The organism is Curvibacter sp. GW821-FHT09D12 (assembly GCF_059416245.1).
Map to the genome: position 1 here is coordinate 1 of NZ_JBWKOU010000002.1, position 15,264 is coordinate 15,264.

14 protein-coding genes are annotated in these 15,264 nt (G+C 61.0%); 1 reads left to right on the forward strand and 13 read right to left on the reverse strand.

Annotated features, from left to right (window positions below):
* Positions 1-305: 305 nt before the first annotated feature.
* The 11 genes from gshB to AC07PT_RS02665 form a co-directional block, all read right to left on the reverse strand.
* Positions 306-1,271, reverse strand: a complete 966-nt coding sequence (gene gshB / locus AC07PT_RS02615; protein ID WP_494655688.1) for a glutathione synthase — start codon at positions 1,269-1,271, stop codon at positions 306-308.
* A gap of 217 nt (positions 1,272-1,488) precedes the next feature.
* Positions 1,489-3,357, reverse strand: a complete 1,869-nt coding sequence (locus AC07PT_RS02620) for a potassium transporter Kup (protein ID WP_494655689.1) — start codon at positions 3,355-3,357, stop codon at positions 1,489-1,491.
* Positions 3,358-3,525: 168 nt separating this feature from the next.
* On the reverse strand, positions 3,526-4,821 hold the full coding sequence (gshA, locus tag AC07PT_RS02625) for a glutamate--cysteine ligase (protein WP_494655690.1): 1,296 nt from the start codon (positions 4,819-4,821) through the stop codon (positions 3,526-3,528).
* A 114-nt stretch (positions 4,822-4,935) separates the two neighbouring features.
* Positions 4,936-6,216: a glutamate-5-semialdehyde dehydrogenase gene (locus AC07PT_RS02630; RefSeq protein WP_492350666.1), complete on the reverse strand. Its 1,281-nt coding sequence runs from the start codon at positions 6,214-6,216 to the stop codon at positions 4,936-4,938.
* 54 nt (positions 6,217-6,270) lie between these two features.
* Positions 6,271-7,320, reverse strand: coding sequence for a DNA polymerase III subunit delta (gene holA, locus AC07PT_RS02635; protein ID WP_494655691.1), 1,050 nt, complete (start codon positions 7,318-7,320; stop codon positions 6,271-6,273).
* A 12-nt stretch (positions 7,321-7,332) separates the two neighbouring features.
* Positions 7,333-7,830, reverse strand: coding sequence for an LPS-assembly lipoprotein LptE (locus AC07PT_RS02640; protein WP_019576987.1), 498 nt, complete (start codon positions 7,828-7,830; stop codon positions 7,333-7,335).
* 1 nt (position 7,831) lies between these two features.
* On the reverse strand, positions 7,832-10,510 hold the full coding sequence (gene leuS / locus AC07PT_RS02645) for a leucine--tRNA ligase (RefSeq protein WP_494655692.1): 2,679 nt from the start codon (positions 10,508-10,510) through the stop codon (positions 7,832-7,834).
* 78 nt (positions 10,511-10,588) lie between these two features.
* Entirely contained in the window at positions 10,589-11,053 is a 465-nt protein-coding gene (locus AC07PT_RS02650; protein WP_494655693.1) for an ExbD/TolR family protein, read from the reverse strand.
* A complete protein-coding gene (locus AC07PT_RS02655; protein ID WP_494655694.1) occupies positions 11,050-11,700 on the reverse strand; it encodes a MotA/TolQ/ExbB proton channel family protein in 651 nt (216 codons plus the stop codon). Before AC07PT_RS02655 ends, AC07PT_RS02650 begins: the two co-directional genes overlap by 4 nt.
* Positions 11,701-11,712: 12 nt before the next feature.
* Positions 11,713-12,525, reverse strand: coding sequence for a 4-hydroxy-tetrahydrodipicolinate reductase (dapB, locus tag AC07PT_RS02660; RefSeq protein WP_494655695.1), 813 nt, complete (start codon positions 12,523-12,525; stop codon positions 11,713-11,715).
* 56 nt (positions 12,526-12,581) lie between these two features.
* Positions 12,582-13,133, reverse strand: a complete 552-nt coding sequence (locus AC07PT_RS02665; protein ID WP_494655696.1) for an outer membrane protein assembly factor BamE — start codon at positions 13,131-13,133, stop codon at positions 12,582-12,584.
* A gap of 85 nt (positions 13,134-13,218) precedes the next feature.
* Between AC07PT_RS02665 and fur the strand changes: the two genes are divergently transcribed.
* Complete coding sequence (fur, locus tag AC07PT_RS02670; protein WP_494655697.1) at positions 13,219-13,641, forward strand: ferric iron uptake transcriptional regulator; 423 nt, start codon at positions 13,219-13,221, stop codon at positions 13,639-13,641.
* A gap of 46 nt (positions 13,642-13,687) precedes the next feature.
* Here the strand turns inward: fur and hprK are convergent, their stop codons facing one another.
* Together hprK and AC07PT_RS02680 are read right to left on the reverse strand one after the other, a co-directional pair.
* Positions 13,688-14,638 (reverse strand): HPr(Ser) kinase/phosphatase, encoded by a 951-nt coding sequence (gene hprK, locus AC07PT_RS02675; RefSeq protein ID WP_492350659.1) that lies wholly within the window; start codon positions 14,636-14,638, stop codon positions 13,688-13,690.
* A gap of 22 nt (positions 14,639-14,660) precedes the next feature.
* Positions 14,661-15,128 carry a PTS sugar transporter subunit IIA gene (locus AC07PT_RS02680; RefSeq protein ID WP_492350658.1) on the reverse strand — a complete coding sequence of 156 codons (468 nt, stop codon included), beginning with the start codon at positions 15,126-15,128 and terminating at the stop codon, positions 14,661-14,663.
* Positions 15,129-15,264 lie beyond the last annotated feature (136 nt).

Genomic DNA, 15,264 nt, shown 5'->3' on the forward strand with positions numbered 1-15,264 from the left:
GCGATCAGCGAAGCCCTCTATCTTAGCACAGTTTTTAAGTAACTGGCAAAACTTTTTTTCTTTTCTACCTCAGCAGCATCACCATCTGGCAACCACCGCTTTCAGCAGAGCCTCGAATTATACACCGCTTTTTACAGCAACAAACTCAAAACCAGAAAACTTCTCAAACCACTCTCAACACCCACTCAACCAAGCACCCAGAGCCATCAGACCCCAGCCACCTCGCTAAGCACTGTTCTGTGCAGTCGAGCCCGCTAGTATACACAAAAAATCAGGCCCGAAACAAGAGCGGCTTCCCGAATGGGTCAATGCACTTTCTTGGGATGGTTCTCAATCCATTGCAAGACAGCATCCGCATAGAGTGAAGCCACGTCGCAACCTGTTTGATCTGCAATTTCCTGGAAGCAAGTTGGGCTTGTCACATTGATTTCGGTAACACAAGAGCCGATCACATCCACGCCGACCAACAGCAGGCCACGAGCCAAGAGAATCGGGCCGAGGAATTCAGCAATTTCCCGATCACGTGCCGACAGTGGGCGCGCGACCCCCTTGCCACCGGCGGCAAGATTACCCCGCACTTCACCGCCTTGGGGTATGCGCGCAAGGCAATAGGGGACAGGCTGCCCCCCAATGATGAGCACGCGTTTGTCGCCGTCCGCAATCTCGGGCAGATACCGCTGGACCATCACAGAAACAGCGCCATCTTGATTCAATGTCTCAATGATGCTGCCAAGGTTCAGCCCATCATGTCCAACTCTAAAGATCCCCATGCCGCCCATGCCATCCAAGGGCTTGAGGATCACATCGCCATGTTCGGCATGAAAGCGCCGAATCTCAGTGGCATCACGCGTGACAAGCGTTGGGCCGATCAACTGAGGAAACTCCATGATGGCCAGCTTCTCTGGGTGATCTCTCAACGCCGCCGGCTTGTTGAGAACACAGGCGCCCTCGCGCTCCGCCTGCTCCAACAAGTGAGTTGCATAGAAATACTCGGAATCAAACGGAGGATCCTTGCGCATCAACACAGCATCAAAGTCTCGCAGCGCATGATTTTCCGGTGGCTGGGCATTGAACCAGGCCTCGGACTGCCCGGTCAGCACGATCTGCCGGACCTTGGCAGTGACCACCCCACCACTGCGCCAGCTGATGTCGCCAGGCTCGCAAGCGGAGATCACATGCCCACGGCGCTGCAACTCCCGCATCATCACGAAAGTTGTGTCCTTGTAGATCTTGAAGCTCTCCAAGGGGTCTGCAACGAAAAGAATGTTCACTTTGGGTTCCTGAAATGCCGAGCGCAAGAAAGCCAGGGCTCGCGACGACGTCCATGACGACATGCCGGGAAAGAACATCCGTTTGATTCAATCCCGGCCACTTTGTCGGCGGCCCCCGTCGTCAAATCCAGAGAAGAACCTGCGCTGTGCGGCACGCCACCATTGCGTGGATTGTGGCAGTGCCGCAAAAATTCTGCAGGGTGCGCTGATGCGCGCGTCAGATTTCGATCTTGCTGCCCAACTCAACGACCGAGTTGTTGGGCAAATTGAGGAAGTCGGCCGCAGCGCTGGCGTTTCGGTGCATCTGTGCAAACAATTTCTCACGCCATGCCGCCATGCCACTGCCGATGGTTGGAATGACGGTGTCCCGCGACAGGAAATAGCTGGTCGCCATGGCTTCGAAAACACAGCCACGCGACCGGATCTGCGCCAACGCCTTGGGTACATCCGGGTCGTTCTTGAACCCGTAATTGATCACCACCTGCCAACAATCGTGTCCCAAGGGTTCGATCTCGACCCGCTTGTCCAGCCCGATCCATGGCACCTCGTGGTTGCGAACCGTGACAAAGAGGTTGTGTTGGTGCAAGACCTTGTTGTGCTTCAGGTTGTGCAGCAAGGCATTCGGCACAGTCCCGACATCCGACGTCAAAAACACGGCCGTACCTTCCACCCGCACGGGTGGGCTGACAAAGACAGACTCCAGAAAAGAACGCAGATCCAGAGAATCCGCCCGCAACGCAGCACTCATCAGTCGGCGGCCTTCCTTCCAAGTGGTCATCACGAGGTATAGAACCAACGCAAATGCCAGAGGGAACCAGCCACCTTGCAAAATCTTGAGTGAGTTTGAGGCCACGAAGCCGATGTCGACCGTGAAGAAGAAGCCCGTGGACGCGATGCAAAGCGGCAGCGGATAACCCCAGCCATAACGGATCACGTAGAAGGTCAGGATGGTCGTGATGCACATCACCAGACTGACAGAGATGCCATAGGCAGCCGCCAGAGCTGACGAGGATCCGAAGAGTGTCACGGCCAGAATCACCCCAGCCAGCAACATCCAGTTGATCGCAGGGATGTAAATCTGTCCGGTGTCCTTGATCGAGGTGTGAAGCACGGAGAGGCGAGGCAGAAAGCCCAGCTGAATGGTCTGCTTGGTGGCAGAAAACGCCCCCGAGATCAGGGCCTGAGACGCGATCACCGTGGCCATCGTGGCCAGGGCAACAATGGGCAGCAGGGCCCATTCAGGTGCCAGAAGGAAGAACGGATTCTCCGCGGCCGATGGATCCCGCAGGACCAGAGCACCCTGGCCAAAGTAGTTGAGCATCAACGACGGCATGACCAGACCAAACCAAGCAATCTGGATCGGCTTCTTGCCGAAGTGACCCATGTCGGCATACAAAGCCTCGGCACCAGTCGTACAAAGGAAAACCGCCCCCAGGGTGATGAACGCCAGCCCGTAATGCTCGATCGCAAAATGAATCGCGTAGCCGGGCCAGATGGCCTTGAGCACGGAGGGGTTTTGAACAATGGCTGGCACCCCCATGGCGGCAATCGAAAAGAACCAGACCACGGTGATCGGTCCGAAGAACTTGCCGATATCGCCCGTGCCACGCCGCTGGACCAGAAACAACAGCACCAAAACAGCGAGAGAAATGGGCACCACATAGGGCTTGGCAGCCGGCGTGAGAATCTCCAAGCCCTCGACAGCAGACAACACCGAGATGGCCGGCGTGATGATCCCGTCGCCAAAGAACAGGGCCACACCGAAGACGCCGGCCATCACCAAAAGATGCCTGGCTTTCGGACGATCCTTCACCGACAAAGAGGCCAGGGCCAGCAAGGCCATCAAGCCCCCCTCGCCGTGGTTGTCTGCCCGCATGATCAGCGCCACATACTTGATGGACACCACCACCGTCAGGGTCCAGAAAAACAGCGACAGCACGCCCAACACGTTATCTGGTGTGATGGGCACATGCCCACTGATAAACACCTCCTTGAACGCGTAAAGACAGCTGGTTCCGATATCGCCGTAAACGACACCAATAGCGCCAAGCGTGAGCGCCGCGAGAGAGGATTTAGAAGCTGACACAAAAAACGCCCCACCCACAAGGGGCGAGGCCTGTTGCCTGAGGGACCGCTATTGTGCTCTGCAGGCTCAATCGCGCAAGCGGGCAAGCCCCCCTAATCCGCAGGGCAGCAGCAGCTCTGTTGCAGCGCAACAACTTCCGACCAGCGCCAGTTGCGGCGGCACTGGAAATCAGGCATAGACCTCGGCATTCGGATCTGTGGCCTCCAGCTCATAGCTGCTGGCCAGCATGGCCAAACGGGCAACAACGCCATACATATAGAAGCGATTTGGGGCACTCGCACCCGGCTTCATACCGGGTTGCGGCAGGTGGGTACTGTGCTCGAATGCCAGGGGAACAAAACTGGCCCCGGGCGCATTGAGGTTCTCATCCACACCCCGGTCGGCATGAATGCGGTAGAAACCACCGACCACATAGCGATCCATCATGTAGACCACGGGTTCGGCTACGCTGTCGTTCACGCGTTCGTTGGTCAGCACACCTTCCTGAATGATCACTTCATTGACGGTCTGGCCGTCTTTGATCATGTTCATCTTGTTCTTGGTCTTGCGGTTCAGCGCATCCAGGTCTTTCACGTCACGCACGGTCATGATGCCCATGCCATAGGTACCGTTGTCCGCCTTGACCACCACAAAAGGCTTCTCGTTGATGCCGTATTCCTTGTACTTGCGCTTGACCTTGGACAGCAAGGCATCCACGTTGCTGCGCAGGCATTCGATGCCCTGATCAGCCGAGAAATCGACGTCGCCACACTTGGCAAACATCGGGTTGATCAACCAGGGGTCGATGCCCAGCATCTTTCCAAAGCGCTTGCTGATGTCTTCGTAACTCTGGAAATGATTGCTCTTGCGACGTACCGACCAGCCCGCGTGCAAAGGCGGCAACAGGTACTGCTCGTGCAGGTCCTCCAGGATGCCCGGAGCACCGGCCGACAAGTCGTTGTTCAGCAAAATGGTGCAGGGGTCGAAGTCCTTCAGGCCCAGACGATGCTGACTTCGGATCACCGGCTCCAAGGTGACCTGCTCCCCACCGGGCAAGTCGATCACCGTGGTGTCCTTGATCTCCGAACTGATCGAGCCGACACGGACGTTCAGCCCGGCCATGTGGAAGATGCGCTGAAGCTGCACCACATTGCTCAGGTAGAACGTGTTGCGGGTGTGGTTCTCCGGGATCACCAACAGGTTCTTGGCCTCGGGGCAGATCTTCTCGATCGCCGCCATGGCCGCCTGCACCGCCAGCGGCAACATCTCAGGAGTCAGGTTGTTCCAGCCCCCCGGGTACAGATTGGTATCCACCGGCGCCAGCTTGAAACCTGCGTTGCGGATGTCCACCGAGGTGTAGAACGGTGGCGTGTGCTCCATCCACTCCAGACGAAACCAGCGCTCAATGGCTGGCGTCGAGTCGAGGATGCGCTGCTCGAGTTCATTGATCGGGCCTGTCAGCGCCGTGATGAGATGCGGAACCATGCGGGCCCTTGTGCGGAGGTGTAGAAACTGAAGAAAGGCAGAACTGGAACGATATGGGGCTGTGTCAGGGCTTTGCAAGCCCCCATCCAGCCAAACAACAGCCGGACAAGCGAATCAGGTGCGGATCTCGCCTTCACCCAACACAATCCATTTCAGCGAGGTCAGGCCCTCGATGCCCACCGGGCCACGGGCATGGAACTTGTCCGTGCTGATGCCGATTTCGGCGCCGAGACCATATTCAAAGCCATCGGCAAAACGGGTGCTGGTATTGACCATCACACTGGCCGAATCCACCTCACGCAAAAACTGCTGGGCATGCACATGGTCACGCGTCAGGATGGCTTCGGTGTGGTGCGAGGAGTAACGATTGATGTGAGCAATGGCTTCATCCACGCCGGCCACCACCTTCACGCTGATGATGGGTGCCAGGTACTCCTCCGACCAATCCTGCTCAGAGGCCTCGACCAGGTGAGCGCCGGGCACAGCGGCCAGCATCGCCAGGGCTTCTGCATCGCAACGCATCTCGACCCCCTTCTGTGCAAACACGGCCCCGATGCGCGGCAGAAAAGCCGGCGCGATACTGCGGGCCACCAGCAGGCTTTCGCTCGCATTGCAAGGGCTGTACTTCTGGGTCTTGGCGTTGTCGGTCACCTTGATGGCCAGGTCAAGATCGCAAGGATCGTCCACATACGTGTGGCAATTGCCGTCCAGGTGCTTGATGACGGGCACCTTGGCCTCGCGGCTGATGCGCTCGATCAAGCCCTTGCCGCCACGTGGAATGATCACGTCCACGTACTCGGGCATGGCAATCAATTGCCCCACCGCCTCGCGGTCGGTGGTTTGCACCAGTTGCACGGCATGCGTGGGCAAGCCGGCCTCCGCCAGTGCCTGCTCTACCAGGCGCGCCAGCGCCTTGTTGGATTCGATGGCCTCAGAGCCTCCGCGCAAGATGCAGGCATTGCCACTCTTGATGGACAGGCTGGCAGCTTCGATGGTCACGTTGGGCCGGCTCTCGAAGATCATGCCAAACACACCGATCGGCACCCGCATTTGCCCCACACGGATGCCACTGGGCTGCTGCTTCATGCCCAGGACCTCACCAATGATGTCGGGCATGGCTGCCAACTGCTCGCAACCTTCGGCACAGGTGTCCAGCACCTTGGGGGTCAACTTCAGGCGGTCCACCATCGGAGCCGACAGGCCTGCGGCGGTGGCCCGCTCCAAGTCGCGTGCATTGTCGAGCGCCAGCGCGGCGGTGTTTTCACGCAGCAGTCGAGCCAGGGCCTTCAAGGCCTTGTTCTTGGTGGCAGACGAGGCACGCGCCATGCTGGCAGAGGCCACCTTGGCCTGCAAACCGAGGGTCTGGGTGTATTCGGCAACATTCAGGGCATTCATGACCCCATTTTGCCGCAAAGCACTGCGGCAGGCCGCGCCCGTCAAGGGCGGGTGTCAAGGACGACAGAGCGAGCAGACCATCATGGCCAGGCGCTGCAAGGCCTGCCAGTTGTCGGTAGGCCAGTCCGGGCGTTTCAAGCCTTTGACAATGCCATCCACCCGATGTGCGGCCTGCAACAGTTCGGCCAGCTCATGCGAGGCCAGACGCGGGATCACCCGTTCAAAGAGACGCTCGCGCGGGCCCCACACCCGTTGCTCCCGCAAGGCCATGGGCAACGGACGCCCGGCCACCACCGCGTCTTTGACCCGTTTGAGCGCCCGGATGTCCTCGGCCAGCGTGTAATGCACCAGCACCTCGGCCTCGCCTTCGGCACGCAGGCCGTCCAGCATCCGCTGCACCCGGCCGGCACGGCCAGACAGCACCGATTCGGACAACTTGAACACGTCATACCGCGCCACGTTCAACACGGCGCTCTCCACCTGACCTGCCGTCAACTCGCCTGCGGGATACAGCAAGGCCAACTTCTGGATCTCCTGGTGGGCCGCCAACAGATTGCCCTCCACCCTGTCGGCAAAGAACTGCAAGGTACGCTGACCTTCCTCGCCGGCGGCTACGCGCTGCCCCTGCTGCTGCAGGCGCTGGGCAATCCACGCCGGCAAGGCCTGGCGCTCGACGGGCTCCAGTGCGATGGTGACGCCTTGCTGCTCGAGCGCCGTGAACCATGCCCCCGTCCGTGTCGCCTTGTCCAGGCGCGGCAGGATGAAAATCGTGAGCGTGCTGTCGTTGCCTGCAGCCGCCTGCGCGAGTTGTTGGATCGCAGGGCTGCCCTCTTTGCCCGGCTTGCCGGAAGGGATGCGCACCTCCACGATCTGCCGCTCGGCAAACAGACTCAGCGAGCCGCCTGCCGCCAGGACCTCACTCCAGTCGAAGTGGGCCCCTGCCACGGTGTAGCTGCTGCGCTCGGTATAGCCCTGCGCACGTGCCGCAGCCCGGATCGCATCAGCCGCTTCCTGCTGCTGCAAGGGCTCGTCACCATGCAGGATGTAGAGCGAGCGAAGACCTTTGGCCAGGTGGTTCTGCAGTTGCGCGAAAGCCAGTTGCATGAAACCCTGCCTTCAAAGCTCGCGCACCGCCGCCAGGCGTCGCATGAGCTGCTGCACCACGTCGGTCTGCATGCTCTTGTAAAGCAAGGCTTCTTCGGTTTCCTTGGCCAGGGCCAGGGTTTCGCTGTAGTTGATGTCGCGTTGTTGCAGGATTTCGGTCGGGGCAATCAGCTCCTTGCCCTGCAAGGTGCGCAGCTTGAACCGCACTCGCACCCGCAGCTGAAACTGCCGCACCTGACCCGAGGCGTTCAAGGCCACCACCACTTTCTCGCGCTGGTCCGACAACAGGTCAATGATCACCTGCGCCGTCTCCATCTGCCGGGCATCCCGGATCACCTGAAGTTTGTCCAGCGACTCCAGGTTTCGGCGCAGCTCTTCAGACAGTGGTGAGTTGGGCTGGCCATTGATGAACACGCGCTCGAAGACGAAGTCGGGCGCCCGGCGCAGCTGAAAGCCGCAACCAGTCAGCAACAGGCCCACAGGCCAGATCAGGGCGGTGCGGCGCAGCACGTCAGACCACCAGGTTGACGAGACGACCTGGCACCACCACCACCTTCTTGGGGGCCGCGCCGTTGGCCAACTTGACAAACACCTCACTGGCCAAGGCGATGCCTTCGATGGCCGCCTTGTCTGCTGTGGCCGGCACGAGGATGGAGCCGCGCAGTTTGCCGTTGATCTGCAGCATCAGTTCGATTTCGTCTTGCTGCAGAGCCGCCTCATCCACCTGGGGCCAGGCAGCGTCGAGCAAATCACCCAGCGAGCCGGCATAACCCAGCTCGGTCCAGAGGCTGTGCGCCACATGGGGAGTGGCGGGGTAGATGCAACGCAGCAGGATGCCGAAGCCTTCGATCAGGGCCACCTGGGCACCCGGGCAGTCCATGGCCTTGAAATCTTCCAAGGCATTGAGCATCTTCATGGCGCCCGACACCACGGTGTTGTACTGCATGCGCTGGTAGTCGTAATCCACCTGCTTGAGCACGGTGTGCACCTCCAGGCGCAGCGCCTTGGCCTCTTTGCCGAACACCACCTCACCCAGCGAGCTGGCCTGGGCGGTGCTGGCATTGGCGGCCTCGACATTGATCGCCAGCAGCTTGCTGCCAAAATTCCAGACGCGGCGCAGGAAGCGGTAACTGCCCTCCACGGCAGCATCGTTCCACTCCAGGGTGGCTTCGGGCGGCGCCGTGAACATGGTGTACAGCCGTGCGGTGTCGGCGCCGTAGCGCTCAATCAGGTCCTGCGGATCCACACCGTTGTTCTTGCTCTTGCTCATGGTGCCCACCCCCTCGTAGTCGATGGAGGTGCCCACGGGCAGGTCGCCCACGGCATTCTTGAGTTTGGCGCCGACGATCTTGCCGCCTTCGTCGAGCACATGCTCGACATCGTGGGGCCAGAAATACTCCTTGCCGCCCTTTTCGGTGCGACGAGAGTAGATGTGGTTGAGCACCATGCCCTGCGTCAGCAGCTTGGTGAAGGGCTCGTCCACCTTCACCAGGCCCAGGTCGCGCATCACCTTGGTCCAGAAACGGGCGTACAGCAAGTGCAGGATGGCGTGCTCGATGCCGCCGATGTACTGGTCCATCGGCATCCAGTAATTGGCGCCTTCGGCCACCATGGCCTCGCTGTTCTTCGGATCGCAGTAGCGCATGAAGTACCACGACGAGTCCACAAAGGTGTCCATGGTGTCGGTTTCACGGCGCGCCGGCTGGCCGCAAACCGGGCAAGTCACACCGGCATGGAAGCCTTCATGCTTGTGCAGCGGATTGCCCGACCCATCGGGGATGCAGTCCTGCGGCAGCACCACGGGCAGGTCTTTTTCGGGCACCGGCACCGGGCCATGTGCGGGGCAGTGGATGATCGGGATCGGCGTGCCCCAGTAGCGTTGGCGGCTCACACCCCAATCGCGCAGGCGCCAGGTGGTCTTCTTCTCGCCCAGGCTCTTGTCGGCCAGGGCCGACGCCACGGCATTCACGCAATCGGCAAACTTCAGGCCGTCATACGGGCCCGAATTGATCATCATGCCGCGCTGCTTGTCACCATACCAGTCGTGCCATTGGGTGCTGTCGTACACCTCACCCTCAACCTGCACCACCTGACGGATCGGCAACTGGTACTTGAGAGCAAACGCAAAATCGCGCTCATCGTGGGCAGGCACCCCCATCACCGCGCCGTCGCCGTAGCTCATGAGCACATAGTTGCCGACCCAAACGGCCACCGATTCGCCGGTCAAGGGATGGATCACGCTCAGGCCCGTGGGCAAGCCCTTCTTTTCCTGTGTCGCCAACTCGGCTTCGGTGGTGCCACCCGACTTGCATTCTTCAATGAAGGCCTGCAGCGCCGCATCGCCACGCGCAGCATGCTGCGCCAAGGGGTGCTCGGGGGCCACGGCGCAAAAGGTCACGCCCATGATGGTGTCGGCCCGGGTGGTGAAGACATACAGCTTGCCGTCACCGATCAACTGGCCGTCATCACCGCGGATGTCATGCGGGAAGGCAAAACGAACCCCCTCGCTCTTGCCGATCCAGTTTTCCTGCATCAGACGCACACGTTCGGGCCAGCCCGGCAGGTGGTTCTGCACCTGGTCGAGCAACTCGGCAGCGTAGTCGGTGATCTTCAGGTAGTAGCCAGGGATTTCACGCTTTTCCACCAGGGCGCCGGTGCGCCAGCCACGGCCATCGATCACCTGCTCGTTGGCCAGCACGGTCTGGTCCACCGGGTCCCAGTTCACCGTCTGGGTCTTGCGATAGGCAATGCCCTTTTCGAGCATCTTCAGGAACAGCCACTGGTTCCACTTGTAGTAGCTCGGATCGCAGGTGGCCACCTCTCGGCTCCAGTCGATGGCCAAGCCCATCGCCTGCATCTGCTTCTTCATGTAGGCGATGTTGTCGTAGGTCCACTGCGCCGGCGGAACGCCGTTCTTCAAGGCGGCATTCTCGGCTGGCAGGCCGAAGGCATCCCAGCCCATGGGCATCAGCACGTTGTAGCCGTTCATGCGCAGGTAGCGCGTCAACATGTCGTTGATGGTGTAGTTGCGCACATGGCCCATGTGCAGTTTGCCGCTGGGGTAAGGCAGCATGGAGCAGGCATAGAACTTTTTCTTGCCGGCCTGTTCGGTCACGCGGTAGGCGTCGCGGGCAGTCCAATGGCCATGCGCAGCGCGCTCGACCTCAATGTGGTTGTACTTTTCTTGCATGGAATACTCTGTGGCGACCACGGTTGCCGCCGGTTGGAGGAGCAAGCCCAGCGGCTTGCGATGGGTGGATTTTAGGCGCTAGCGGGCCAGGCCCGGGCCGCCGGGCAACGCAGGCCCGCTCGGGGATGGTGGCCGCGGATCCGCCACAAAGCCAATGCGACTCAAGCCGGCGTTTTGGGCCAGGCCCAGCAGCTCGACCACCCGACCATACGGCACGCGGGCATCGGCCCGCAACTGCACCTCGATCTGCGGGTCTTCCTGGGCCAGCTCATGAAGCCGTTGTGCAGCAGCCAAATCGGTCAAGGGGGCCTCGTTGAGGTAGATCTGCCCGCCGGTATCCAAGGCCAGCGACACCGAGCGGTGGCTCTGCACCGGCTGGGCCGCCTCGGAGTGGGGCAGATCGAGGCGCAGGCTGCTGGCCAACAAGGGCGCTGTCAGGATCAGAATCACCACCAACACCAGCATCACATCCACCAGGGGGGTGACGTTGATGTCACTCAGGGGGCGAGAGGTCTCCACCCGCTCAAGGCGACCGAAGCTCACGGCAGCGCCTTCTCAAGCAACAATTCACGCAGATCGCGGGCAAAGCCTTCCAGATCGGCTTCGATGGCCGCAATCAGGCGGCCCATCACGTTGTAGGCCAGCAGCGCTGGTATCGCCACCCCCAGCCCGGCAGCCGTCATCACCAGGGCCTCGCCCACCGGGCCGGCGACCTGATCAAGGGTCAGGGTGCGAACGCCGGCCAACGCAGTCAAGGCATGGAAAATGCCCCACACGGTGCCCAGCAAACCCACAAAAGGCGCGGTGGACGCCACTGTGGCCAGCAGCACCTGCCCCCACTGCAAGCGACGCAGAACCCCATGCAAGGCATCACGAAGGTGGCGGGTGAGTTGCTGCTCACGCGAGCCTGCGCCCGCCAGCGAGCCCGCGGGGCTCAGGGAGGTCGCCGCCTCCACCAAGGGCAGCAAGGCGCGATCACGGTCCAGCGCCGCCAGATGGGCCAAGGCCTGGTCCATGCCTTGAGCCTGCCAGAACACAGCAGTGGCTCGGAGCACATCGCCCCGGGCGCGCCACAAGACCCAGGCCTTGCGGAGAATCACCACCCAGCTGGCCACCGACATCAGCAACAGCAGGACCGCCACGCCGCGCGTGAGCAGGTCGCCATCACCAAGCAATTGCAGGCTGCCCATGGGCGGGGCCGATCAGTTCAGGCCCAGCACATCGAACATGTCGAACAGGCCGGCCTGCTGGGACGCCAGGAAGCGCACCGCCCGCAAGCTGCCCTGGGCATAGGTCGAACGGCTGGACGACTTGTGCGTCACCTCGATGCGCTCTCCGATGCCGGCAAACAGCACCGTGTGGTCGCCGACGATGTCGCCACCACGCACGGTCGCAAACCCGATCGAGGACGGATCGCGCTCACCGGTCACGCCTTCACGGGCATAGACCGCGCAATCCTTGAGATCTCGGCCCAGGGCATCGGCGATCACTTCGCCCATCTTGAGGGCGGTGCCCGACGGGGCATCCACCTTGTGGCGATGGTGAGCCTCGATGATCTCGATGTCGTAGCCCGTCGACAGGGCCTTGGCGGCCATTTGCAGCAGCTTGAGCGTGACGTTCACGCCCACGCTCATGTTGGGGGCCATCATGATGGCGATGTCGCGGGAGATCTCTGCGATCTCGGCCTTCTGGGAATCAGAGAAGCCCGTGGTCCCGATGACGGCCTTGACCCCGAGTTCACGACAGACCTTCAGATGGGCCAGCGTGCCTTCAGGACGGGTGAAGTCGATCAGCACCTGCGCACCCTGCAAGCCCGCGCGCAAATCCGAGGTGATGTGGATGCCACTGCCCTGCCCCAGGTAAGCCGTCGCATCAGTGCCCAGAGCCGGGCTCGTCGGCACGTCCAGCGCGCCCGCCAGAACACAGTCATCGGCAGCCTGAACCGCCTCCAGCAACATGCGGCCCATGCGGCCCGAAGCGCCAGCAATGGCGATCTTGTGCAAAGCAGCACTCATCTTCTCAATATCCTGTCTGTCGAAAAAAAGAACCCCGGGCAGTGCCCGCGACCGCATCAGCGACGGGTAGGCTCGAGTGGCGGATAGCTGGCCGGCAAAGGTGAATCGTCCACCTGGGTGCTGGCGCTGACACTGCGTTTGGGCACGGGAAACTTGCTCAGTTGCTCGTCAGTGGCTTCCAGAGATGGAATCTTCTTGGATTTGGTACGCGAGTCCAGAGTGGCCACAAACTCGGCTTCGCTGGGCATTTCATCGCCTTCGAAGCGATCAAGCGCATCACCCTTGAAATAGACGCTGAGACGACGCGATTGCGGCTCCACCCCCTGGCGACGCAAGGTGAACACATAGTCCCAGCGATCAGAATGGAACACGCTGACGACCAGTGGGGTGCCCAGCACCTCCTTGACCTGCTGCCGGGTCATGCCCGGCTGCAAGGCGGCAACCTGCTCCTTGGACACGAAATTGCCCTGGACAATCTCGATCCGATAAGGCGTGACGGCCGTGGCGATGCGGCTGCCAGCGCCGTCGAACGAACCACAGGCCACGACACCGGCACACAGTGCCAGCGACAAACTCAGCCGGGCGCTTCGAGGGGAATAAGCAGACATGGGTCGGGAGGTAGCGATATGATCGGCCCATTGTAGCGGCTGGGCCTGTCAGAGCGGGTTGGTACGCTGGCGGAAGGACCCTTGCATGGCCAATATCGAAGAACTGAAAAATACCGGGCTCAAAGCCACGCTGCCCCGCCTCAAGATCCTGGAGCTGTTCCAGAAAGGGCGCCAACGTCACATGACGGCCGAGGACGTGTTTCGCGTTTTGTTGCAAGAGCAATCGGACATCGGGCTGGCCACCGTCTACCGGGTGCTCACCCAGTTTGAGCAGGCCGGCATTCTGAGCCGAAGTCATTTTGAAAGTGGCAAGGCGGTCTACGAACTCAACGAAGGTCAGCACCACGATCACCTGGTCTGCACCAGCTGTGGCAAGGTCGAGGAGTTCTATGACGCCGAGATCGAACGACGTCAGCAAATGGTGGCCAAAGCCAAACACTGGCTGTTGCAGGACCACGCCATGTCGCTGTACGGCCTTTGCGCCAGCTGCGCCAGCGACAAACGCTGAACGCCAGACCCGAATCCGGCCGAGACCCTAGCGGGCCTGAATTGGATCAGCCCTCTTGCTCCATGGCTCGGCGGTGCCGCTCGACAAACTCCTGATAGGTGTCGATGCCGCGCAACTGGAGAATCGTGTTGCGCACGGCGGCTTCCACCAAGACCGCGATGTTGCGACCGGCCACCACCTGGATCACCACTTTGCGCACCGGTACGCCCAGCACGTCCTGGGTCAGGGGCTCGTAGGGCAGGCGCTCGTAGTCGCGCTCCAGGGTTTCCTTGCGGACCAGGTGCACGATGAGCTTGAGCCGCATCTTGCGCCGCACTGCGGTCTCGCCAAAGATTCCGCGGATGTCGAGCAGGCCGATGCCCCGCACCTCCAGCAGGTTCTGCAGCAGTTCCGGACAACGCCCTTCGATGGTGGTCTGATTGATGCGATAGAGATCCACAGCATCATCGGCCACCAGACCGTTGCCCCGCGAGATCAGCTCCAAACCCAGCTCGCTCTTGCCCAGGCCGGACTCACCCGTGATCATCACCCCGAGCCCCAGGATGTCCATGAACACCCCGTGCATGGAGGTGCGATCTGCAAAATGCTTGGACAAATAGGCCCGCAGCACGTCGATCACAAATGCCGATGACTCCTGGGTGGCAAACATCGGGATCTGTGCACGCTCGCACATCGACAGCAAGGCATCGGGTGCAGACTGACCGTCGGCCAGCACCAGCACCGGCGGCTCCAGGGTCACGATACGGGAAATGCGGCGAGCACAATCCTCCGGGGTGGCATTGGTCAGGTAAGCGATCTCCCGCTCACCCAGAATCTGCACCCGGTAAGGATGGATGTAATTGAGGTAGCCCACGAGATCGGCACCCGATCGGGCGGCCCGGACCACCACCTCATCAAAGCGGCGCTCCGAAGCCCCCAGGCCGGCCACCCATTCCCATTTGAGAATGGAGCGGAATTCCTCGAAGAGGACATCCGCGCTGACGACATTGGGTTTCACGACAGAGACTGCCTCAAAGCCATCAGGCCGGCTGGGTGGATTGCCAAGTGGCAATCATCTGGTGCAGCTCGGTCGCATCGGTGCAGGCCTTGATCCGTTCACGCAAAGGGGCATCGCTGAGCAGCTCGGCAATCTCGGACAGGATTTCCAGGTGCTTCTGAGTCGCTGCCTCGGGCACCAGCAGGAAGATCAACAGGCCCACGGGCTGCTCATCGGGGGCATCAAAACCGATTGGGTTGGCCAACTGGAACACCGCGGCCATCGGGAACTTGAGCCCCTTGATGCGCCCATGCGGAATGGCCACGCCGTGCCCCAGCCCAGTGGAGCCCAGGCGTTCGCGTGCAAACAGGCTGTCGGTGATCAATGCACGGCTGAGGCCGTGAAGGCTCTCGAACAACAGGCCGGCTTCTTCAAATGCACGCTTCTTGCTGGTGGCGTCGACGCACACAAGCACTTGAGCAGCGGGGAGGATGGACGCGAGACGGTTCATGGTGAGTTAGGGCGGATTATGCACCGGTCGTCCAGCTTCGGCGAAAAACCGCGATCAGCCTGCAACTGACAAGAAAAAAGCCGCTGATTTGCAACAGCGGCTTCGGGGATCTTGTCAGCACTCAAAATGTCTGGCA

Bases quoted from the DNA above. Each gene is read 5' to 3' on its own strand.
- gshA (WP_494655690.1), bottom strand. From the start codon at position 4,821: ATGGTTCCGCATCTCATCACGGCGCTGACAGGCCCGATCAATGAACTC.
- AC07PT_RS02630 (WP_492350666.1), bottom strand. From the start codon at position 6,216: ATGAATGCCCTGAATGTTGCCGAATACACCCAGACCCTCGGTTTGCAG.
- holA (WP_494655691.1), bottom strand. From the start codon at position 7,320: ATGCAACTGGCTTTCGCGCAACTGCAGAACCACCTGGCCAAAGGTCTT.
- leuS (WP_494655692.1), bottom strand. From the start codon at position 10,510: ATGCAAGAAAAGTACAACCACATTGAGGTCGAGCGCGCTGCGCATGGC.
- AC07PT_RS02655 (WP_494655694.1), bottom strand. From the start codon at position 11,700: ATGGGCAGCCTGCAATTGCTTGGTGATGGCGACCTGCTCACGCGCGGC.
- dapB (WP_494655695.1), bottom strand. From the start codon at position 12,525: ATGAGTGCTGCTTTGCACAAGATCGCCATTGCTGGCGCTTCGGGCCGC.
- AC07PT_RS02665 (WP_494655696.1), bottom strand. From the start codon at position 13,133: ATGTCTGCTTATTCCCCTCGAAGCGCCCGGCTGAGTTTGTCGCTGGCA.
- fur (WP_494655697.1), top strand. From the start codon at position 13,219: ATGGCCAATATCGAAGAACTGAAAAATACCGGGCTCAAAGCCACGCTG.
- AC07PT_RS02680 (WP_492350658.1), bottom strand. From the start codon at position 15,128: ATGAACCGTCTCGCGTCCATCCTCCCCGCTGCTCAAGTGCTTGTGTGC.